General features: G+C 71.1%; 22 protein-coding genes. 10 read left to right on the top strand and 12 right to left on the bottom strand.

All coding sequences use genetic code 11. From position 1 onward, the window contains the following. Positions 1-152 precede the first annotated feature (152 nt). The 3 genes from ACIQRW_RS33680 to ACIQRW_RS33670 form a co-directional block, all read right to left on the bottom strand. Positions 153-1274, bottom strand: coding sequence for an LLM class flavin-dependent oxidoreductase (locus ACIQRW_RS33680; protein WP_073871763.1), 1122 nt, complete (start codon positions 1272-1274; stop codon positions 153-155). Between the two features lie 109 nt (positions 1275-1383). Next, positions 1384-2181 (bottom strand): SDR family NAD(P)-dependent oxidoreductase, encoded by a 798-nt coding sequence (locus ACIQRW_RS33675; protein WP_403767839.1) that lies wholly within the window; start codon positions 2179-2181, stop codon positions 1384-1386. A gap of 11 nt (positions 2182-2192) precedes the next feature. After that, the gene (locus tag ACIQRW_RS33670) at positions 2193-3137 is read right to left on the bottom strand and encodes a TIGR03619 family F420-dependent LLM class oxidoreductase (protein ID WP_403767836.1); all 945 of its coding nucleotides are present in this window, start codon (positions 3135-3137) and stop codon (positions 2193-2195) included. A 241-nt stretch (positions 3138-3378) separates the two neighbouring features. Here ACIQRW_RS33670 and ACIQRW_RS33665 point away from each other — a divergent pair, with 241 nt between their 5' ends. Then, positions 3379-3783, top strand: a complete 405-nt coding sequence (locus ACIQRW_RS33665) for a VOC family protein (protein ID WP_403767833.1) — start codon at positions 3379-3381, stop codon at positions 3781-3783. A 70-nt stretch (positions 3784-3853) separates the two neighbouring features. Next, on the top strand, positions 3854-4705 hold the full coding sequence (locus tag ACIQRW_RS33660) for an aldo/keto reductase (RefSeq protein WP_403767830.1): 852 nt from the start codon (positions 3854-3856) through the stop codon (positions 4703-4705). Positions 4706-4859: 154 nt separating this feature from the next. Here the strand turns inward: ACIQRW_RS33660 and ACIQRW_RS33655 are convergent, their stop codons facing one another. From ACIQRW_RS33655 to ACIQRW_RS33645, 3 genes are all read right to left on the bottom strand, one after another. After that, complete coding sequence (locus ACIQRW_RS33655) at positions 4860-5204, bottom strand: DUF6924 domain-containing protein (protein ID WP_403768088.1); 345 nt, start codon at positions 5202-5204, stop codon at positions 4860-4862. Between the two features lie 156 nt (positions 5205-5360). Further along, the gene (locus tag ACIQRW_RS33650; protein WP_403767827.1) at positions 5361-5531 is read right to left on the bottom strand and encodes a DUF397 domain-containing protein; all 171 of its coding nucleotides are present in this window, start codon (positions 5529-5531) and stop codon (positions 5361-5363) included. A 48-nt stretch (positions 5532-5579) separates the two neighbouring features. Further along, the gene (locus ACIQRW_RS33645; RefSeq protein ID WP_403767824.1) at positions 5580-6425 is read right to left on the bottom strand and encodes a helix-turn-helix domain-containing protein; all 846 of its coding nucleotides are present in this window, start codon (positions 6423-6425) and stop codon (positions 5580-5582) included. 261 nt (positions 6426-6686) lie between these two features. Here ACIQRW_RS33645 and ACIQRW_RS33640 point away from each other — a divergent pair, with 261 nt between their 5' ends. From ACIQRW_RS33640 to ACIQRW_RS33625, 4 genes are all read left to right on the top strand, one after another. After that, positions 6687-7103, top strand: coding sequence for an ATP-binding protein (locus ACIQRW_RS33640; RefSeq protein ID WP_403767821.1), 417 nt, complete (start codon positions 6687-6689; stop codon positions 7101-7103). A gap of 111 nt (positions 7104-7214) precedes the next feature. Beyond that, on the top strand, positions 7215-7448 hold the full coding sequence (locus ACIQRW_RS33635) for a hypothetical protein (protein WP_403767819.1): 234 nt from the start codon (positions 7215-7217) through the stop codon (positions 7446-7448). An 88-nt stretch (positions 7449-7536) separates the two neighbouring features. Next, positions 7537-7983, top strand: a complete 447-nt coding sequence (locus ACIQRW_RS33630) for a hypothetical protein (protein WP_403767816.1) — start codon at positions 7537-7539, stop codon at positions 7981-7983. Between the two features lie 146 nt (positions 7984-8129). Continuing rightward, complete coding sequence (locus tag ACIQRW_RS33625; protein ID WP_403767814.1) at positions 8130-9242, top strand: glycoside hydrolase family 43 protein; 1113 nt, start codon at positions 8130-8132, stop codon at positions 9240-9242. Positions 9243-9279: 37 nt separating this feature from the next. On the opposite strand, the gene ACIQRW_RS33620 is transcribed toward ACIQRW_RS33625, so the two are convergent. The 4 genes from ACIQRW_RS33620 to ACIQRW_RS33605 all read right to left on the bottom strand — a co-directional run bounded on the left by ACIQRW_RS33620 (position 9280) and on the right by ACIQRW_RS33605 (position 13767). Then, on the bottom strand, positions 9280-10176 hold the full coding sequence (locus ACIQRW_RS33620; RefSeq protein ID WP_403767811.1) for an MOSC domain-containing protein: 897 nt from the start codon (positions 10174-10176) through the stop codon (positions 9280-9282). Between the two features lie 389 nt (positions 10177-10565). After that, positions 10566-12101, bottom strand: coding sequence for a multicopper oxidase family protein (locus tag ACIQRW_RS33615; protein ID WP_403767808.1), 1536 nt, complete (start codon positions 12099-12101; stop codon positions 10566-10568). Continuing rightward, positions 12098-12550: a hypothetical protein gene (locus ACIQRW_RS33610; RefSeq protein WP_403767805.1), complete on the bottom strand. Its 453-nt coding sequence runs from the start codon at positions 12548-12550 to the stop codon at positions 12098-12100. The genes ACIQRW_RS33615 and ACIQRW_RS33610 overlap by 4 nt, the downstream gene beginning before the upstream one ends. Positions 12551-12651: 101 nt before the next feature. Next, the gene (locus ACIQRW_RS33605) at positions 12652-13767 is read right to left on the bottom strand and encodes an amidohydrolase family protein (RefSeq protein ID WP_403767802.1); all 1116 of its coding nucleotides are present in this window, start codon (positions 13765-13767) and stop codon (positions 12652-12654) included. A gap of 88 nt (positions 13768-13855) precedes the next feature. Here ACIQRW_RS33605 and ACIQRW_RS33600 point away from each other — a divergent pair, with 88 nt between their 5' ends. The 3 genes from ACIQRW_RS33600 to ACIQRW_RS33590 all read left to right on the top strand — a co-directional run bounded on the left by ACIQRW_RS33600 (position 13856) and on the right by ACIQRW_RS33590 (position 15706). Further along, positions 13856-14380, top strand: coding sequence for a MarR family winged helix-turn-helix transcriptional regulator (locus tag ACIQRW_RS33600; RefSeq protein WP_403767798.1), 525 nt, complete (start codon positions 13856-13858; stop codon positions 14378-14380). Between the two features lie 147 nt (positions 14381-14527). After that, a complete protein-coding gene (locus ACIQRW_RS33595; RefSeq protein WP_403767795.1) occupies positions 14528-14974 on the top strand; it encodes a PIN domain-containing protein in 447 nt (148 codons plus the stop codon). Positions 14975-15097: 123 nt separating this feature from the next. Further along, complete coding sequence (locus ACIQRW_RS33590; RefSeq protein ID WP_403767792.1) at positions 15098-15706, top strand: hypothetical protein; 609 nt, start codon at positions 15098-15100, stop codon at positions 15704-15706. 109 nt (positions 15707-15815) lie between these two features. Here ACIQRW_RS33590 and ACIQRW_RS33585 read toward each other — a convergent pair whose 3' ends face one another. Both ACIQRW_RS33585 and ACIQRW_RS33580 read right to left on the bottom strand, forming a co-directional pair. Next, positions 15816-17738, bottom strand: coding sequence for an AMP-dependent synthetase/ligase (locus ACIQRW_RS33585; RefSeq protein ID WP_403767789.1), 1923 nt, complete (start codon positions 17736-17738; stop codon positions 15816-15818). Positions 17739-17819: 81 nt separating this feature from the next. Next, positions 17820-19115: an acetyl-CoA C-acetyltransferase gene (locus ACIQRW_RS33580; protein ID WP_403767786.1), complete on the bottom strand. Its 1296-nt coding sequence runs from the start codon at positions 19113-19115 to the stop codon at positions 17820-17822. A 100-nt stretch (positions 19116-19215) separates the two neighbouring features. Here ACIQRW_RS33580 and ACIQRW_RS33575 point away from each other — a divergent pair, with 100 nt between their 5' ends. Further along, positions 19216-20538: a 3-oxoacyl-ACP reductase gene (locus ACIQRW_RS33575; protein WP_403767784.1), complete on the top strand. Its 1323-nt coding sequence runs from the start codon at positions 19216-19218 to the stop codon at positions 20536-20538. Positions 20539-20541: the final 3 nt, after the last annotated feature.

The raw sequence follows: 20541 nt of genomic DNA, 5'->3' as shown, positions 1-20541 counted from the left end.
GGCCTATCCAGGCGCGGCTTTCAGCATCTCCGGCGTTTGAGGCGGGCCTTTCAGCCTCTCCGGCGTTTGAGGAGCGGGGTCCGGGGCGGAGCCCCGGATACCAGCCCCGCCGGCGCTTGAGGCGCGGGGTCCGGGGCGGAGCCCCGTGCGGGTCAGCCCGCGGCCCGGAACCGCGAGGTCCGATGCACGGGATCCGTATCGATCTGCGGAATCACGTGCTCCCCGATCAACCGGATCGTGTTCATCGTGTCCTCGGGACTGATCCCGATCGGCAGCCCGAAGCTCAACTGGTCCGCCCCCGCCCGATCCCACCGCCGGCACTGCTTCAGCACCTCGTCGGGATCCCCGCAGATCATCAGCTCCTCCGCGATGAGCAGCTCGACGATCTCCTCGGTGTACTCCGGCAGCAGCTGCGGCCACTCCGGAATCCCCTCCGGCCGGGGGAACGTGTCGTGGTAGCGGAACAGCAGCGACTGGAGGTAGTTGAGCCCACCGCCGACCGCGATCTCCACGGCCTCGGCGTGCGTCTCGGCGCAGATCGCGGTGGACGTCACCATCACGTTGTCGTTGACGAACGCGCCCACCGGCTCGGCGTCCTTGACCGCGTTCTTGTAGGACTCGACGACCCACTCCATGTCGGAGACCTTCTGCACGCTGAAGCCCAGCACGCCGAGCCCCTTCTTGCCCGCCATGGCGTACGAGGACGGCGACCCGGCCGCGTACCACATGGCCGGATGGGACTTCCCGTACGGCTTCGGGAGGATCTTGCGCGGCGGCAGGGACCAGTGCTTGCCCTGGAAGCCGACGTACTCGTCCTGGAGCCACATCTTCGGGAATTCGGCGATCGTCTCCTCCCACAGCTCCTTCGTGTGGTTCATGTCGGTGATGCCCGGCATGAACCCGAGGATCTCGTGGCTGCCCGCACCCCGCCCGGTGCCGAACTCGAAGCGCCCCTCCGAGAGATGGTCGAGCATCGCGACCTTCTCGGCGACCTTCACCGGGTGGTTGACGGGCGCGAGCGGGTTGAAGATGCCGGAGCCGAGGTGGATGCGCTCGGTGGCGTGCGCGAGATAGCCGAGGTACACGTCGTTGGCGGAGAGGTGCGAGTACTCCTCCAGGAAGTGGTGCTCGGAGGCCCAGGCGTACTTGAAGCCGGACTTGTCCGCCTGGATGACGTACTCGGTCTCCTCGATCAGCGCCTTGTGCTCTGCCTCGGGGTCCACCTTGGCACGCGCGGCGGGCACGTACCCCTGAACAAAGAGCCCGAATTCCACGGAGGTTCACCGTCCTCAAGTCTTCCGACAGCTTTTCTGACGCACCGTCAGATTGCGATGCGACCGACTGTTCCACCGCCACCGCGACCCGTCAATACCTGACGTCTCGTCAGAACGGGCTGACCCCCGCCAGCCACCCGCCGTCCACGACGAACGGCTGCCCGGTGACGTACGAGGAATCCGGGCCGGTCAGGAACAGGACCAGTGCGGCGACCTCCTCGGGCCGGCCGATCCGCCCCATCGGCACGAGCTTGCGGTAGTACGCGTCCAGGGCCGCGCTCGACGTCGACAGGTCGGCGTCCGCGTCCAGCAGCGCCGGGTTGCTCATCGCGGTGTCGACGGCCCCCGGGCAGACGGCGTTGACCCGGATGCCCTTCCCCGCCAGCTCCATGGCGGCGACCTTGGTCAGCCCCAGCACCGCGTGCTTGGTCGCGGCGTACGCGCCGACCAGGGGCATGCCGGTGAGACCGGTGTACGAGGACGTGTTGACGATCGTCCCGCCGCCCGCGGCCTCGATCTCGGGTGCGACGGCGCGTATCCCGAGGAACGCGCCCGTCATATTGACCCGCACCACCTGCTCGAACTCGGCCAGCGGGGTGTTGACCAGCTCGTTGAAGCGCAGGATGCCCGCGTTGTTGACGAGTCCGTCGATCTTCCCGAAGGCGTCCTTGGCCGCCGCGACGGCTGCGGCCCAGTCCTCCTCGCTCCCGACGTCCAGCCGCACGAACCGGGCGGCGCCCTCACCGAACTCCTCGCCCAACTCCTTGACCAGCGCCTCGCCCTGCTCGACCAGCACGTCGGCGACGACGACTTGCGCGCCCTCGGCCGCGAAGAGCCGCGCCTCCTGCTCGCCCTGCCCGCGCGCCGCCCCGGTGACCAGGACGACCCGCCCGTCCAGCTTGCCCATGTCCGTCTCCTTCACGTACCGAGGTGGGGGGCCACGTCCGCACCGAACGCCGCCATCTGATCGGTCAGTTCGTCCACGCTCCGGCTCCGGAAGCGCACCTGGATCTGGTGCACGCCGATCGCCGCGTACTCCCGCAGCGACTCCGCGAGGGCCTCCGGCTTCCCTGTGAGCGTCCGCCGCCCCACGGGCCACCCGGGCTCACCCACGTACAGCGGTTCGGTGATCGCACCGACGACGATCGGGGCCTCGACCCCCGCCTCCTCCCGCAGGGCGTGCACCCGGGCGATCTGCGCGGGCAGCCGGTCCCGGGCATCGCCCTGCGGCAGCCACCCGTCCCCGCGCACGGCGGCCCGGCGGGTGGCGGCGGGCGAGGAGCCGCCCACCCAGATCGGCACCCGCTCCTGGGCCGGCCGGGGCAACTGCCCGAGCCCGCCGAACGAGAACCGCTCCCCCGCGAACTCCGGGTACTCCTCGGGCCCGAGCGCGGCCCGCAGCGCGTCGATCGACTCGTCCAGGACGCCCCCGCGCCCATCGAAGTCCGCCCCGACCGCCTCGAACTCCTCCCGTACGTGCCCGGCCCCGACCCCGAGGATCAGCCGCCCGCCGCTGAGGTGGTCGAGGGTGGCGTACTGCTTGGCGGTGACGAGCGGGTGGCGCAGTCCGACGACGGCGACATGGCTCATCAGGAGGACGCGCTCGGTGACCCCGGCGAGAAAGGCGAGCGTGGCGACGGGGTCGTACCAGACCGTGCTCATGCCGTCCGCCAGCCGTCGCGGGATGGCGACGTGATCGCAGCCGGCGATGTAGGCGAAACCGCCGTGATCGGCGGCGCGGGCTGTGCGGACAAGATCGGCGGGGGTGGCCGCCGCCTCCCAGGGTTCCGCGTAGATGACGCTCTGCGACTGGACCGGGAGCTGCATCCCGTACGACAGCGGCCCGCTGGGCAGTATCGGCACGGCGGCCTCCTTCCCCTCCGGCCCGGGGCGGTCCGCCCCGGGTGACGGCCGCCATCGTCATACCTGACGGACCATCAGACAAGGGCTGGGGCACATTCGGGGCGCATCGGCGGCGGGTGCCGATGAGTTTCACGGCCGCCGGCGGTCAGTAGTGGTAGGCAGGACGGACCGACGGACCGGGGGCGACCCGGTCGGCACGCGGCACGCGGCACGCACGATCGGCAGAGCAAGGAGAACGACCATGACGACTTCCACCGACGACAGCTCCGGCACCACCAGCACCGGGGGCATCACAGGCCTCGGGATCATCATCGGCAGCACCGACTCCGAGGCCCTGATCGCCTGGTACCGCGCCGCACTGGAGCCCCTGGGCGCCCGCTGGGCGGAGCACTTCCTGATCGTCGGCCCCGGGGCGATCATCGGATTCGACGAACGGGACGACGTGGCGGACAAGGCCGCCGAACCGGGCCGACAGCTGATCAACCTCACCGTGCGCGACATCCGGGCGGCCGAGAAGCACCTGAACTCCCTCGGGGTGACCTGGGTGCGGCCGGTCGAGGACACCGGGGGCGGCTGGTTCTTCTCCACGATCGTGGACCCGGTGGGCAACTACCTCCAGCTCCTCCAGGGCCCGGGAACACCCTGAACCCCCTCCTCCGCACGGCACGGGCGGCTACGTTGTCGAGGCCATCCGAACCAAGGGGATTCCAGCGAAGATGCCGAACACGCCATCGACGACGACATTCCGTATCGGCGGAGACCTGACCGTGGGGCGGCTGGGGTTCGGTGCGATGCACCTGCCCACCGAACGGCCCGAGGACCGCAAGGCGGCCATCGCCGTGGCCCGCCGGGCGGTCGAACTGGGCATCACGCTGATCGACACGGCCCACATGTACGGGAACGGGGCCAACGAGGAGCTGCTGGCGGAGGCGCTCCATCCCTATCCGGACGACCTCCTGATCACGACGAAGGTCGGCGTCGTCCGGTCCGCCGAGACGGGCGACTGGGCTCTGAACGGCCGCCCGGAGTCCCTGCGCGCGGAGGTGGACCACGCCCTGCGCCGGCTTCGCGTGGACCGGATCGAACTGCTCCAGCTCCACCGTATCGACCCGGAGACCCCGCTCGCCGACCAGCTCGGGGCCCTGCGGGACCTGCGCGAGGCGGGCAAGGTGGGCCGGATCGGCCTCTCCGAGGTGACGGCCGCCGAGCTGGCCGAGGCCAGGAAGATCGTCGACATCGCGAGCGTGCAGAACCGCTACAACCTGACCGACCGCGAACACGAGCCGGTCCTCGCGGCGTGCGAGGCGGCGGACATCGCCTTCCTGCCCTGGCGGACGGTGGCCTGGGGCAAGGCGGGCGACCGCGCGGAGGTGGCGGCCGTGGCAGCCGAGCTGGGCGTCACCGCGACCCAGGTGTGCCTGGCCTGGCTGCTGGACCACTCCCCGGCGATGCTCCCGATCCCGGGCACGTCGAGCATCGCCCACCTGGAGGAGAACACGGCGGCGGCGGACATCGCGCTCACGCCGGAGCTGCGGGCACGGCTGGACGGCATCGCGGGGGCGGCATGACGGAAAGGCGCCCGACGGACACGACGACCGCCCCCGGGCCGAGCGAGCCGACTGAGACAGCCGAACGGGCCCGCCGCATGCATGCCCTTCGCGGCCTTCAGGACATCGCCCGGGATGGTGGCCTGGATATGGACATCCTCCTCGACAAGCGTCACTACCGAGGTGGGCCGTCGGCGTGACCGTCGCCGGTGGTGTCGTAACCGGGCCCGCCGGGGACGGTCACCACGCCCCGTACGACCCCGTCCCGGTCAGCGGCGGCGTCCTCGGCGAATTCCGGGAAGTCCACATTCGCGAGCTGAAGATTCCCGTGGACCATATGGACGGCGTCCGGCACCACACGCACCTCGCGGGGCGGCGGGGAGTCGATGAGCTCCTGGTAGTAGACCGGGTCGACGTCCTGGTCGTCGTCCGCGCCGAGATCGAGCGCGAGCAGCGGACGCAAGGGGGAGCGCATGGTGACGCCGTCGGCGAGGAACGACCTTCTCCGAGCTCGCGGAATCGGCCGTCTACGGTGCGGCCACCCGGGGGCTGATCAAGGCCGCGCTGGATGCGCTCGACCCACCCGACTGCCACTGAGATCAGCCCGCACCATCCTGCTGGGGCGCCATCCCGGAGCGCTGGGAAGCACGGCCGACTCCAGCCAGTCAGCCGTTCCTCAGAGAGAGCCGTCCCGTACGGCGATGACGAAGGCCCGCCACTGCGCCGGGCCGAAGGTGTGCGCGCCGAGGGCGCGGTCCTTGCTGTCGCCGACGGCGACGAGGCCGTCGGGCGTCGACTGGGTCTCGACGCACGTTCCCCCGTTGTCACCGCTGTACGAGGATTTCACCCAGGCACTATCAGGAAGGCCGTGTCGCGCCATCTGCTACGTCCACCTCTACGCTCTGTTCATGAACTCTCGCTTCACCGCCGAGACTAGTTCCATGGAGTGCCGTGTAGCGAGCGCCGATGCCCTCAACTCGTCGAAGGCCAACTGGTAGCGCTCCACAGGCTGATCTTCCTCCAGGTACAAGGCGCCATCGAGATAGTCCAAGTTGACGACGTCGAGGTCCATCGGATCGGGGTAGCTGTAGATGTTGAACGCCCCGTCAGCGCCCGCGTGCCAGCCCTGTGCGAACGGCACCACCTGGATCGTCAGCCTCGGCGGATTGCTCATCAGCAGGATCTTGTCGAGCTGAGCCGCCATGACGGCCGGTCCACCGACCTCCCGACGCAACACCGCCTCGTCCAGGAGACAGACGTACTGTGGCGGGTTGTCCCGCGCGAAGATCTCCTGCCGGCTCCGACGCACTTCGATGTACGAGTTGCGCTCCTCCTCGGTCACGTCCTTGTCGACGGACCGAATCACCTCCGTGGCGTACTCGACCGTCTGGAGCAGGCCCGGCACGAGCATCGGCTGAAACGTAAGGATCCGTGCGGCGTCGGACTCGATCGACAGCCGCTCCTGGAACCCGGCCGGAAGTATGTCGCTGTACTGCGCCCACCACCCCTTGCGCCTCCCTTCCCGCGCAAGCGTGGTCAGCGCCGTCCGCAGCCGCTCGTCCGACACTCCGTACAGCGCGAGCAACGCCTCGATCTCCAGCTTGCTGACGCCCTGACGGCCGTTCTCCTGGCGGGAGATCTTGGGCTTGTCACCGCCGATGCGCTCGGCGGCGTCCTCCATCCTGACTCCGGCCTTCTCGCGGAGCCGCTTCAGCTCGGCACCGACGCGTCGGCGTCGCACGGTTGGGCGTGGATGGCTTGGCATGTGGTGGTCCCTCCCCTGACGCAGTGGCTCAGTGTTACCCGCCCACCACTGCTTCGCGCAACTCTCGTTATATGCACAAGCGTTCACCCACACAGGCGAATCTACAATTTTGCAACTGAATCGGTTGCGATGAGCGCCCACGGCAGTCCACTCTGTTGCCCACCACGCAAAGCAGCGTTCTGGTCACATGGCGTTGCCCTGCGAGCCAAACTCTTTTCCCGTACGCCGGAGGAAGCCGTGCTCACGAACACCGACCCCGCCCCACCCGACTACCACCAGGAACTCGTCGCCCGCCCCGAGACCCTCGCGATCATGCGGCGCATCGTCAGCGCGCACCTGGACCTCTGGGGCCTGCGGGAACTCAGCGACGCCGCCACGCTCTGCGCCCACGAGCTCCTCACCAACGTCATGCGGCACACCGGGTCGCCGCTCTGCACGATCACGCTCCGCCGCAGGCCCGACGGCGTACGCGTCACCGTCAGCGACTCCGACACCCGGCCGCCCGAACGCCGCGACCCCGAGTGGAGCGAGGAGAGCGGGCGTGGGGTCCTCCTGATCGCCGCGCTTGCCGCCCAGTGCGGCACGGTGATGCGGCGGGACGGCAAGGACGTCTGGGCCGACATCCTCGCCCCGACGCCCGCGTACGCCGCGTGAACAGGCCCTTGCCGCGCACCTATTGGTGCCACACCGACACACCCGGCAGCCAGGCCGCACCGCTGCCCGAGCGACCTGCTCACCACCGCGCCCGGCCAGGCCGTCGCCTGGATGCGTGAATCCGTACGAGGGCTGACGCCTGACCTCGACCGTGACGCCCGGCACCGGGCCCGGTCCTGGCTCGATGACCGTCACACCATCGAGGCCGCCGTCCGCTCCCTGCGGCGGGGCCAGGGGTACGCGTACGAGCTGCCGACCCACGAGGGGACCTGGCGCTGGACGGCGTACCCGGTCTCCGCCCTCAACCTGTTACCGACCGACGCCCCACGCAGGAGTCACGGATGACCGACATGGACACGTACACGGAAGCCCCCACGCCCGCCCCCTTGTCCCCCTCCGCCGAGTTGCGCGCCGCACTCAGCGAGGCCGGGCTGTGTGCGCGGGGGTCACGGACGCGGACGCGGGGAACGGCGTACGGATCGCCCCCCTCGACCCCGCCGACGCACGCCAGCTCGCCCGCCTGATCCGCACCGGCACCAAGCGCGCCCTCAAGACCGCCCGCGCCCTGCGGGAGATCTGCGAGGGGTACCGGATCGACCTCCCCGGGCTCCGGGTCCGGCAGGGCCGCATCGCTCTCGGCCCTGTCCGCATCGACGCCGCGGCACGCCTGGCCCGGCTCCTGGGTGCGGTGCCGCCGACCACCGAGCAGCCGGGCGCGGACGCGGGCACCGTGATGGCCATGCTCGACCACACCTTCCCGCAAGCCACCGGCGGCGGCACCCTCCCCGTATCCGTACGGGAGAACACCCCCGGCCTCCTGGAGCTGGGCTCGATCGACGCCAGGACCGCGCGACGACTGATCCGCGCACTCCAGTTCTGAACGGTCTTTCCGTGCAGAGTCGTTGACAGAGCCATCCCCTGACGAGATTCTGCGAGAGCGCTCTTCTATCGATGTAAATCGTCACGGCAGTCGTCACCGCCGCCACCGTTGCCGTCATCGAATCCCCCCACCCCAGGAGCGACCCCATGCGCAAGTTCAGAAATCCCTTCCGCCGCCCGTCCGGCCTCGGCGCGCTCGCGCTGGCCGGCGCCCTCGCCGCGACGCTCTTCCTGTCGCCCCCCGACACCGCCCAAGGCGCGCCCGCCCCCCGTGAGGTGACTCCGCAGGGGCAGACCAGCCTGCGCGCGGCCGACCCCAGTGTGCTGCGGGTGGGCAGTACGTACGTCGGCGTCCAGTCGACCGGCGGCGGCATCGTCGTACGGCAGGCGTCGTCCACGGACGGACTGGCCACCGCGCCCGCCCGGCAGGTCTGGTCGGACAGCCGCGGCCGGGGTGAGGTCTGGGCGCCCGAGATCGTGATGGACGGCGGCCGGTACTACATCTACTTCGCTGCCGGAGTCGGAGCCGCCCACCGCATGTTCGTCATCAGCTCCGCCTCCCCGGACAGCGGGTACGGGACCGAGACCCAACTCGCCCTCCCCGACGACAAGTGGGCCATCGACGGGACCCTGTTCACCTTCGAGGGCCAGCGCTGGTTCGTCTGGTCCGGGTGGGCGGGCACCACCAACGTCGAGCAGAACCTCTACATCGCCCGGATGAGCAGTCCGACCCAGCCGACCGGCGCGCGGTACGTCATCTCACAGCCGCGCGAGAGCTGGGAACGGGTCGTCGGCAACCCGTTCATCAACGAGAGCCCCGAAGCGATCAAGGACCCGAACGGGCAGCTGCACATCGCGTACTCCGCCAACGGCAGCTGGAGCGACCAGTACTGCCTGGCCGACCTGCGGCTGCGCAAGGGCGGCGACCCCACCTACGTATGGGACTGGTACAAGTCGAACGGCTGCCTGTTCGGCTCCAACCGAGCGACGATGATGGCCGGTTGGGATCCCACGCTGCACGTGAACGGGCCCGGCCACCACACCTTCGTACTGCTTCACGGCGACATCAACACCAGCCCGCCCGCCGGCCCGAGGTTCCCGTCGATGTACCACGCGGTCGCGAAGGGCACCCCGTACTCCTGGGCCAACCGCCACTGGTACACCGGCAGCTTCGCCTGGTGGGGCAACACCACCTACTCCCGTGCCAACGTTCCCGGCCCGAACAGCGATTCAGGATGGAGCCTGAAGTTCTTCGAGTGAGGTGCCGGGAGGAGAGTTACGGGGGGGGCGTGAGGAGTCACGCCTCCGCGTCGCCCCACTCCACGACGTCCACCTCATCGCCCACGGACAGCTTTCCCGGCCGCACCACGGAGAACTTCGCGCCGAACACCACCCCGCCGCCCGACGCCCGCCGGTAGCCCGCGAGCGTTCGCAGCGGCTCCAGGCCGCCTCGGGCCCCGGCCCGCTGGTCGACCAAGGTGACCGCGCAGCGCACGGCGAGTTTGGCGTAAGCCAGGTCGGCCGCGCCGATGGTCATGCGGCGGATCCGATCCTCGGAGTGGGGCGCCGCCGACCGGTCCACCCCGTGGCTCCCCTCGGGGTGGCCGTCGATGACGATGTTCGGGCGGAAGCGGTCCATGGCCAGGGGCGGGGCGCCGCGCTCGGCCATCCGCGCGTGCAGGTGGGCGAGCGAGGCGCGGGAGAGCAGATGCACGGCGCTGCTGTCGGCGTAGCCGGAGGTGCCGGGGGTCAGGCCGTCGGTCTTCCGGTCGTGCTCCGGCGGTACGCGGACCAGTCGGCTCGGGGTGCCCAGGAGGTCCGAGAGCCAGGCCGCTGCCTCATCCCCCTGGTCGATGCCCTGGTACGTCGCGCCGAACAGGTCGACGTCGCGCCGGGGGGCGTCCACGGTGACGTCGAGGTGCAGCTCGTCGTCACCACCGCGAACGCCGCCCCCGCCATCACCGCTCTCCCGCTCCGCCGATGCGAGCGTGAGCCTGCTGCCGTCGGCGCTGACGGTGGGCCGGACGAGGGCGAGGCGGGGGTCGCGGCGTTGGGTGCGGTAGACCCCGCCGGCGCTGACGACCATGAAGCTGCGGTCGTGCGCGAGACCGGCCGGCGTGAGGTACGTGCTGTCCACGGACGTTCCCGCGCACCCCTTGACGGGGTAGGTGAACAGATCGACGACGGTCGCCATGCGGCCCGCTCCTTCGTGAGGTCCCCTGCCCCCGGAACTTCCGCCGTCGGGCCCGTACGGCCAGGGTGCCAGGCCGGGCCGATCTTGCTCACCGGCTTTTACGCCAAACCGCGGCGCGCCACACCGTCGGACCGCCGCCCCCGGCTCAGCAGTCCGGGATCACCGCCCCGTTGTTGTCGCGGGCCTCGTCATTGCCCCAGCGGTCTCGTGACGGGTGCGGTCGTGGCCTGGCAGATGCGCGTTCCCGCCGCCGCGCCCACTCCGGCGACCGGGGACGACCTGCGGGAACAGGCCGGGTGAACTGAACCCCGACGGGTTGCGCCGCCTCGGCGTTCGGGGCGGCGCAACCCGGCGGGGTGGGGAGTGCGGACGCCGGGCCGCGGCGGGGCTCAGCCGTGGTGCGCGTGCTCGCCGTCCGCGGGAGACCGTGGCGGCCGGCCCGCGCGCTGCCCGGGCTCCAGGACCACGAACTGGCCCATCATGCCCTGGTCTTCGTGGTACAGCATGTGGCAGTGGAACATGTACGGGAGGTCGGGGTCGGCGTAGTCGGTGAACCGCATGACGAGGCGCATCACGGTTCGGGGAGGCAGCAGGACCGTGTCCTTCCACCCGGACAGCCCCGGGGGCGGCTCCTTCCCGTCGACCGACAGGACCTGGAACTGCACGTCGTGCACATGGAAGCTGTGCAGGGTGCCGTCGCCGCTCCGTACCTCCCAGATCTCGGCGGTGTCCTTGCGCACCTCGACGTCGATGCGGTCCAACTCCATCCGCTTGCCGTTGATCCGGTGCTCGGCGAGTTCGAAGGTACGGGTTCTGATGGCCGAACTCGCCGCGATTCGGGGGATATCCGTCAGCCGTTCCGGTATCCGGTGCGACGGGGCCAACGTGGGGGCCGCCCGCAGTTGCAGTACGTCGAAGCGGTCCGAGCCGCCGTCCCGCTGGACGAAACCGCTCCCGGTGGAAGGGGATTCGCTGCGCAGCACCACGCGTTCGCCGGGTACGACCCCGACCACGATCTCGGCGCGCTCGCCCGGCGACAGTTGCACCCGGTCGGTGAGGTGGGGTGCGGGCAGCAGCCCACCGTCGGAGGCGACCTGGTGGAACTCGCGTCCGCCCGCGAAGCGGAAGTTGTAGACCCGCGCGTTGGAGCCGTTCAGCAGACGCAGCCGTATGCGTTCGGTGACGACGTCCAGGTAGGGGCTGTGCACCCCGTTGACCAGCAGTTCGTCGCCGAGGAACCCGGTGGTGCCGGCCATCTGCTCGTCCAGGTCCAGTCGGCCGTCGACGAACCGCCGGTCCTGCACGATGACCGGGACGTCGTCGATGCCGTAGCGGTGGGGCAGCGACTTGGCCGTGGTGTCATCGTCATCGTCATCGATGAGGAACATTCCTGCCACACCGCGATAGAGGTGCTGGGCCGTCTTCCCGTGCGGGTGCGGGTGGTACCAGAGCGACGCGCCGGGCTGGTCGATCCTCCACGTGGGCGACCAGGTCGCACCCGGCTCGATCATCCGGTGCGGGCCGCCGTCCATCGTGGACGGCAGATGCATGCCGTGCCAGTGGAGCGAGGTCGCCTCGTCCACGCCGTTGGCCACGTTGAGCAGCACGGTCTCACCGCGCGCGGCCCGCAGGGTCGGGCCGGGATACTCGCCGTTGACGCCCCAGGCAGGAGAGCGCCTGCCCGCGATGAACTCCCGTGTGCCCTTGCGGATGTCCAGTTCGAAGACCCGTCTTCCCTCTCTGTCAATCCGGGACTCGGCGAGCGGTGGCGCCTGCACACGGTTGGTGAAGGCGATCCTGCCCACCGTGTCGATGCTCCTGCCGGTGACAGCCGTCCTCAGCGTCGGCAGCCCCAGGCCCAGGGCCGGCAGCGCCACGGCCGCTCCCCCGATCAGGCGGAGCGTCTGCCGTCGGGTCGGGGTCACGACGCCTCACCGACCCGGGCCGGCCGGCCGTCGTTCCGGACCTGCGTCAGCAGCATGGCGCTCGCGCCGAACATCAACACCCCGACCGGTACGTGCAGTTCCCGCACACGGGCGAAGCCGAGCGCCATCTGCACCAGGGTGAACACCAGCATCGGAGCGCTCTTGAGGAGCAGACGCGGCGAGCCTCCACCCGGCTTCCAGGCCAGGATCGTCGCGCCCAGGTTGAGCAGCACCGCGAGGAGGACGGCTCCCCCCATCACGCCGTGCAGCTCCCGGCCGACGGGGACGGAGGCGAGCAGGAGCCCGGCCGTGGCCGCCTGCGCCAGGATCACGGCCGACTGGAGAACGAGCGTGATCTGCATCAACCGCATCAACCGCATCAGCCGCTGGGACGGGGGGCGTCCGGCGGGTGATGCGGGCGCGGGTTCGAGCATGGACGGTAAGGACATGGGGCGCTCCGGGGTAGAGAGGAGTGGGCAGGGCGCCTGCGAGGGGCAGCCCCGGGCCGCGTGGGTGTCAGCGGGATCGGCGGACGCCGCGCCCGCGTATGTCAGCGGGATCGACGGATGCCGCGTCGCCAGACGTCGACGACGGAACGGCTCGCGACGATGTCTCGCGTCGGGTCGCCGTCGACGAGGACCAGGTCGGCGCGGAGCCCCGGGGCGATACGGCCCCGGTCGGCCAGCCCGAAGCACCGGGCGGTGACACCGGTGCCGGCGGCCAGCGCTTCGAGCGGGGAGAGGCCGGCCTGGACCAGCAGTTCCAGCTCGCGGTGCAGGCCGTCGCCGTGGCTGGGGGCGAAGGGGTTGGCGTCGGTACCGGCCAGCAGCGGCACACCTGCCCGGTGCAGCGCCCCGGCCGCGTGCGCCGCACGGCTGAGGCGGTCCGAACCGTCGCCGCCGATGGACTCGAAGTAGGCGAGCGTGCTCACCACGAAAACGCCCCGTCCGGCCGCCCGGGCAGCCAGGACGTCGGTGACCGGATCACCCGCGGGGGTGTCGGCCCAGACGTGGGCCAGTCCGTCGACGCCGACGTCCAGGGCGAGTGCGGCCTCCCTGGCGGTGCACGCATGCGCGATGGTCTTCAGTCCCGCCGCGCGGGCGGCGTCGACGAGAGCGGCCGCGGTGTCCCGCCCCAGGGCGGGCACCGGTGTCCCGGCCATCGCGCCGTCATCGATCACGATCTTCAGGTAGTCGCTGCCCTCGGCCGCCCGGGCGGCGACGAACGATGCGGCCCGGGCGGGGTCGGCAATCGTGTCGAAAGGTCCGACCGCGTCCTCGGGGTTCTCCAGCATGGTGGATATCGCTGCCATGACTCCCGTCGGATGGCCGCCCGGTGCGGTGGCCAGGACGCCGGCACTGCGGAGATCGGCGACGTCATCACGGTCCGCGGCCAGCTTTCGCTGGCGCCGCAGGTTGGACGGCAGGCAGAACATGTCCAGCTCGGTGGTCACGCCGTAGGACAGCGCCCGGGCGAGACTGCCGTCGAAGGTGTGGGTGTGCGCGTCGATCAGCCCCGGAAGCAAGGTCCTGCCCGCACCGTCGACTTCGACGTCCGCGCGACGGCCGTCGGGCTCGGCGATGTGGCCGTCGACGATGAGGACGTCAGCGCCTTCGACGGCCCGCACGCCGTCGAAGGCGCGCACATCACGGATGAGAGTTCGCACAGCGGTCTCCTCGAATCCTTGTCCAGGGGATAGTACGCCAGGGGATAGTACGCCAGCGAACTATCCCCTGGCGAATAGACTTCGCTTCATGAGCGAGGGTGCCGCGGACGCGGTGGACGGAATCGTCGAGGACTGGCGACGGGAGCGGCCGGACCTGGAGGTGTCCGCGCTGACGACCGTCGGCCGGCTGGCGTTCGTCGCGGAGAACGTCATAGGCCCGGTGGGGGAACGCGCCGTGGAACGGCACGGCATCGCCAAGGGCGACTTCGACGTGCTCGCGACGCTGCGGCGCACCGGTGCCCCGTACGCCCTGAGCCCGTCCGCGCTCTCCTCCGAGCTGATGATGTCGCGGGCGGGGATGACGAAGCGGATGGACCGGCTGGAGAAGGCCGGACTCGCGGAACGCGTCCCCGACGCCGACGACCGCCGCAGCTTCCGGATCACCCTCACGGCGGAGGGCCGCCGCGTCGTCGACGCCGCCCTCACCGACCTCGCGGCCGACCTGTCGGCGCTGGTCTCCGACCTCACCGACACCGAGCGCGAAGGCCTCGACCGAGCGCTCCGCGCCCTCCTGCGCGCGGGGCGGGACCTGTCACCCGAGCACGGGGACTAGGGCCTGTCTGACAATTCCCGCCTGCCTCACGACGCCATGCACGCACTCTCGCCGCACCGATCCCATGGGTGCCATACGACTTCCCGACCTGGGCCTGCCCGATCTCACCGATGAGGAGATCGAGGGCGTGCTCGAAGGAATGGGCTCGTGAGCCTGGTCGCCATCGCCGACACCAACGCCCTCTACCGCCTCCTCGACCCGAGGCTCACCGGCCATGAGGCGCACGCGAAAGCACTGGGGGCGATCAGTCACCTGATCATCTCCCCTCTCGTCCTGGCCGAGCTGGACTACCTGATCAGCACGAAGGCGGGCGCCGACAAGGCCCTGACGGCAGCGCGGTTCATCGAACGCAACACAGCCACCCGGCGGTTCGAGATCCCTTCGGTCGGCGCGCACCTGAGCGCGGCGATCGCCGTCGCGGAGGGATGCGTGGACGCTGACGGGGGCAAAGGCATCGGCCTGACGGACGCGATGAACATCGCGCTGGCCGCCGCCTACGGCACCGAGCTCATCTTCACCTCCGACCGCCACTTCCGTATGGTCCGGCCTCTGACCGGGCACAAGGCGTTCCGGTTGCTGCCCGACGACCTCTGAGAAGGGCGCCCGCCCCAGCCCGTCCGCTCCGCCTTCACCCGGCGGAGTGGAGTCGGCCGCCCGGAGGGGTGGTACGGCCTCGTTGCGCGACGCTCCCGTGGCGGTGTGCCGAACCATGAGCGCATGTCACGGAACAGTCTGCGTTCGCTGGCCCGCCGCGTGGTTCCCACCCTGCTGGTCGCCCAAGTCGTCTTCCTTCCCCTTCAGCCCGCCTCGGCGGCCGCGCACACGGCGCACCCGTGCGCGTCGTCCGCCGGGTGCGGTTCGGTCGTCGTCGCGCCCGTCTCGCAGGCGGCCCCGGAGCACGGTGACTGCACCAGTCCGGAACCGGTCGTGTGCCTGATCCGGAGCGAGACGCCGCAGGAGCGCGAGGTCGCCCGCGATCAGCGGATGCGCTATCACGGCCTCCTCGCGGACATGGAACGCACGGAGTGCGCCATGCGCGCCGAAGGACGCTCGGAGGAGGACATCGCCCGCGCTCTGGTCCAGATGCGCAATGACGCCAAGGACATCGTCCGCGCCGGCATGACCCCGGAGCAGGTCGCGGAGCTGGAGGCGCGCAACCAGAAGAAGTACGGGAACCCGCTCGGCCCGACGGCGGACCAGCTCTACCTGAAGTACGGCTCCTGGGAGAAGGTCTCCGAGGCCGCCACGCGTTCGAGCGCGGCCGTGGACCGGGAACTGGGCCTGGAATTCCGCCACTGCTCCTGTGACGTCCTCCAGGCGGCCTGACCGGCCCCGCCCACACCCGGAGGGGGGCGGGGCCGGTACACGGAGTTGAACCCCGCTCTCCTAAAGCGGGTGTCGCAGGTGGCAACCTCCTCAGCCCGCCCCCGCCCCCTCACTTCCGGTACAACGTCTCGATCTCCCCCGCGAAGTCCCGCGCGATCGCGTCCCGCTTCAGCTTCAGCGACGGCGTCAGATGGCCCTTCTCCTCCGTGAAGTCCACCGGCAGGACCGTGAACTTACGGATCGACTCCGCGCGGGAGACCAGGCGGTTGGCCTCGTCGACCGCCTTCTGGAGCGACGTGCGAAGATCCTCGTCGTGGACCAGGTCCCGCATCGGGATGTCCTCCTTCTTGGTCATCCGGCGCCAGTGCTGGAGGCCGTCCGGCTCCAGGGTGATCAGGGCCGTGATGAACGAGCGGTTGTCGCCGACGACCATGCACTGGCTGACCAGGGGGTGGGCGCGCAGCCAGTCCTCCAGCGGGGCCGGGGTGACGTTCTTGCCGCCCGACGTGATGATGATGTCCTTCTTGCGGCCCGTGATCGTCAGATAGCCGTCCTCGTCCAGCGCGCCCAGGTCGCCCGTGGGGAACCAGTCGCCCGGCAGGAGCGACGGGCTCACCTCCGACCGTTCGCCGTCCCAGTAGCCCCGGAAGACCTGGCCGCCCCTCAGCAGCACCTCGCCGTCCTCCGCGATGCGTACCGACGTCCCGGGCAGTGGCCAGCCGACCGTTCCCAGGCGGGGTTTGAGGGGCGGGGTCACCGTGTGGGCGGCCGTGGTCTCCGTGAGGCCGTAACCCTCGAAGATGCCGATGCCCGCGCCCTCGTAGAACGCGGCGAGCCGGCGGCCGAGCGGGGAGCCGCCGCAGATCACGTACCGGACCCTGCCGCCGAGCGCCGCCCGGATACGGCGGTAGACCAGCGGGTCGTACAGGGCGCGTGCGGCGCGCAGGCCGAGGCCGGGGCCGGGTCCTGTGCCGTGTTCGGCGGCCTCGACCGCCTTGCCGTAGCGCTGGGCTATGCGGGCCGCCCGGTCGAACGAGGAGGCCCGGCCCATCTTCTCGGCCGTCGCCCGGCCCGTGTTGTAGACCTTCTCCAGGACGTACGGGATGGCGAGCAGGAAGGTCGGACGGAAGCCCGCCAGGTCCGCCAGCAACTCCTCCGTCTGGATGGACGGGGCGTGGCCCAGGCGCACCCTGGCCCGCATGCAGCCGATCGCCACCATGCGGCCGAAGACGTGCGAGAGGGGGAGGAAGAGGAGAGTGGAGGCCGGGTCCTTCGAGACCGACTTGAAGACCGGGTGGAGGAGTTCGATCGCGTTGTCGACCTCGGCGAAGAAGTTGCCGTGGGTCAGGACGCAGCCCTTCGGGCGGCCCGTGGTACCCGAGGTGTAGATCAGGGTGGCGGGGGTGTCCGGTTCCAGGGAGGCCCGGCGGGCCGCCACCGCCGCGTCCGGGATGTCCTTGCCGAGGGACTTGAGCCGGCCGATCGCCCCGGTGTCGAACTGCCACAGATGCGCCAGGTCGCCGAGCTGCTTGCGCTCCTGGCTGATCAGGCGCCCCTGTTCCTTCGTCTCCACCGCGCACGCCACCGCGCCCGAGTTCTGGAGGATCCAGCGGGCCTGGAACGCGGAGGAGGTCGGGTAGATGGGGACCGTCACCAGGCCCGCCGCCCACGACGCGAAGTCCAGCAGCGTCCACTCGTACGTCGTCCGGGCCATGATCGCGACCCGGTCCCCCGCCCGCAGGCCCTCCGCCATCAGGCCCTTGGCCACCGCCAGCACCTCGGCGGCGAACTCGGCGGCACTCACGTCCCGCCATACGCCCCCGGCGTCCTTGCGGCTGAGCACCGGGTCCGAGGGCGCCTCCCGGGCGTTGTCGAACGGGATCTCGGCCAGCGAGCCGCGCTCCACGACCGGTGCGAACTTCGGTACGGAGACCTCCTGGACCCTCCCGTCGGGGCCTCGCTTCTTCGTCGGCTCGACCAGAACGGGCGTGGCTGCGGGGGCGGTTGCGGCAGCGGAAGGTGGCGTTGACACGTGCGGCTCCTCGGTTCGGGGGTCGGGCGGGTCGGTTCGCCGGGTCGTCCGTCCGGCAGGGGTGCGGAAGAGGCAAGCGGGTCAGGGGCGTTCGAGGATGGCTGTCACCCCCTGGCCGCCCGCCGCGCAGATCGAGATCAGGCCCCGGCCCGGCGCGTCCCTTTCCGCGAGGAGTTTGGCGAGGGTGGCGACGATCCGGGCGCCCGTCGCGGCGAAGGGGTGGCCGGTGGCCAGGGAGGACCCGGCCACGTTCAGCCGGGCCCGGTCCACCGGGGCCAGTCCCTGCTTCTCCCAGGCGGCGAGGGTGGCCAGCACCTGGGAGGCGAAGGCCTCGTGGATCTCGTACAGGTCGAAGTCCTCGATGCCCAGGCCGGCCCGCTCCAGCAGGCGCGGCACCGCGTACGCCGGGGCCATGAGGAGGCCGTCGTCGCCGTCCACGTAGTCCACGGCCGCCGTCTCGTACAGGGAGAGGTAGGCGAGCGGCTCCAGACCCCGCTCCCGCGCCCACTCCTCCGTCGCCAGCAGGACCGTCGCCGCCCCGTCCGTCAGCGGGGTCGAATTGCCCGCTGTCATGGTCGGGTTGGGGTCAGCGGTCCCGAACACCGGCTTCAGGCCTGCCAGTTTTTCGACCGTCGACCCCGGACGCAGGTTCTGGTCGCGGTCCAGGCCCCGGTACGGGACCACCAGATCGTCCAGGAAGCCCCGTTCGTACGCGGCCGCCAGGCGCTGGTGGCTGGTGGCGGCCAGCAGGTCCTGGTCCTGACGGCTCACCTGCCGGCGGCGGGCGGTGACGGCGGCGTGCTCGCCCATCGACAGTCCGGTGCGGGGTTCGGCGTTGCGCGGGATGTCCGGGACGAGGTGGCGGGGGCGGACGGCGGCGAGCGCCTTGAGGCGGGCGGGCGTCGTCTTCGCCCGGCGGGCGGCGAGCAGGATGCGGCGCAGTTCGTCGTTGACGCCGAGCGGGGCGTCGCTGGTGGTGTCGGAGCCGCCGGCGATCGCCGAGTCGGCGGACCCGAGCGCGATCGTGTTCGCGGCGGCGATCACCGCCTGGAGGCCCGTGCCGCAGGCCTGCTGGATGTCGTACGCCGGGGTGCGCGGGTCGAGCGCGGAGCCGAGGACCGTCTCCCTCGCCAGGTTGAAGTCGCGGCTGTGCTTGAGGACCGCGCCCGCGACGAACGCCCCGACCCGGTCCCCGGCCAGGCCGTAGCGCTCCACGAGGCCGTCGAGCGCGGCCGTCAGCAGGTCCTGGTTCGAGGCGGTCGCGTACGGGCCGTCGGAGCGGGCGAAGGGGGTGCGGCTGCCGCCGATGACCGCTACGCGGCGCGGCTGGGGCAGGGCGAGGGGAATCGACGGGCGCGGGCTCGTCACCGTGACCATCTCGTCTCGGTAGCTCCGGGATTGTTCATCTCGACCAGCTCCTGACTCTTAAGTAACCTTACTCAAGAGTAAATCTACGACCGAGCAGGGAGTCAGGACAATGGCCGATCGCTATCTGCACCTCACCGGCACAGCACCCGGCCGCTTCCTCACCCGGCGGCTCGGCCTGCCGCAGCCCGCCCCGCTGCGCCGCTGGACGCTTCAGACCCCGGGCCTGGACGGGCCGCTGCTGCACCTGACCGCCGGGGCCTCGACGATCCGGGACGGGCTGGAGAAGGTGCTGGCCACGACCGGGCTCACCGTCGAGGCGCGGCCGGCGCGGCTCGCCGGGATCGTCCTGGACGCCACGGGGGTCGCCTCCGCCCGGGGACTCGCCGAGGTGCACGCGGCCCTCCATCCCGTCGTACGGTCGCTCGCTCCCGGTGGCCGGATCGTCGTCCTCGGCACGCCGCCGACCGTAGAGGACCACCATCAGGCCGCTGCCCAGCAGGCGTTGGAGGGTTTCGTCCGGTCGCTGGGCAAGGAGATCGGGCGGGGCTCCACGGTCCAGCTCCTGCGGCTGCCGGCCGACGGGACGCCGGAAGCCGCCGAGTCCACCCTCCGCTTCCTCCTCTCCCCCCGCTCCGCGTACGTCAGCGGCCAGGTGATCGAGCTGACCGCCGCCGCACCCGGCCCCGTGACGGACCGGGACGCCCCCCTCGCCGGTCGTACCGCCGTGGTCACCGGCGCGGCCCGGGGCATCGGCGCGTCCGTCGCCTCGGTGCTCGCCCGCGACGGGGCGCACGTGATCGTGCTGGACGTCCCCGGGGCCCAGGACGACCTGGTGCGCACCGCCGACCGGCTCGGGGTTACCGCGCTGCCGCTGGACATCACCGCCCCCGACGCCGCGGCCCGCATCGCCGCCGCCGCACCGGACGGGCTCGACGTCCTCGTCCACAACGCGGGCATCACCCGCGACCGCCGCCTCGCCAACATGCCGGCCGAACGCTGGGCCCAGGTCATCGAGGTCAACCTCGACAGCGTGCTCCGCACCACCGACGAACTCCTGGCCTCGGGCGCCCTGAACCGGGGCGGCCGGATCGTCGCCACCGCCTCCATCGCGGGCATCGCGGGCAACGACGGCCAGACCAACTACGCGGCCAGCAAGGCGGGCGTCATCGGCCTCGTCCGCTCGCTCGGCCCGCGCGCCGCCGCCGAGCACGGCGTCACCGTCAACGCGGTCGCCCCCGGCTTCATCGAGACGAGGATGACCGCCGCCGTGCCGTTCCTCATCCGCGAGGCGGGCCGCCGGATGAACTCCCTCTCCCAGGGCGGGCTTCCGGCCGATGTCGCCGAGGCCGTCGCCTGGTTCGCCCAGCCCGACTCCGGCGCCGTCAACGGCCAGGTGCTGCGCGTCTGCGGCCAGAGCCTGCTGGGGGCGTGATCC

Source organism: Streptomyces sp. NPDC091287, assembly GCF_044768525.1.
GTDB lineage: Bacteria > Actinomycetota > Actinomycetes > Streptomycetales > Streptomycetaceae > Streptomyces.
The sequence above is the reverse complement of the archived record's forward strand: the minus strand, read 5'-3'. Positions and strand labels throughout refer to the sequence as shown.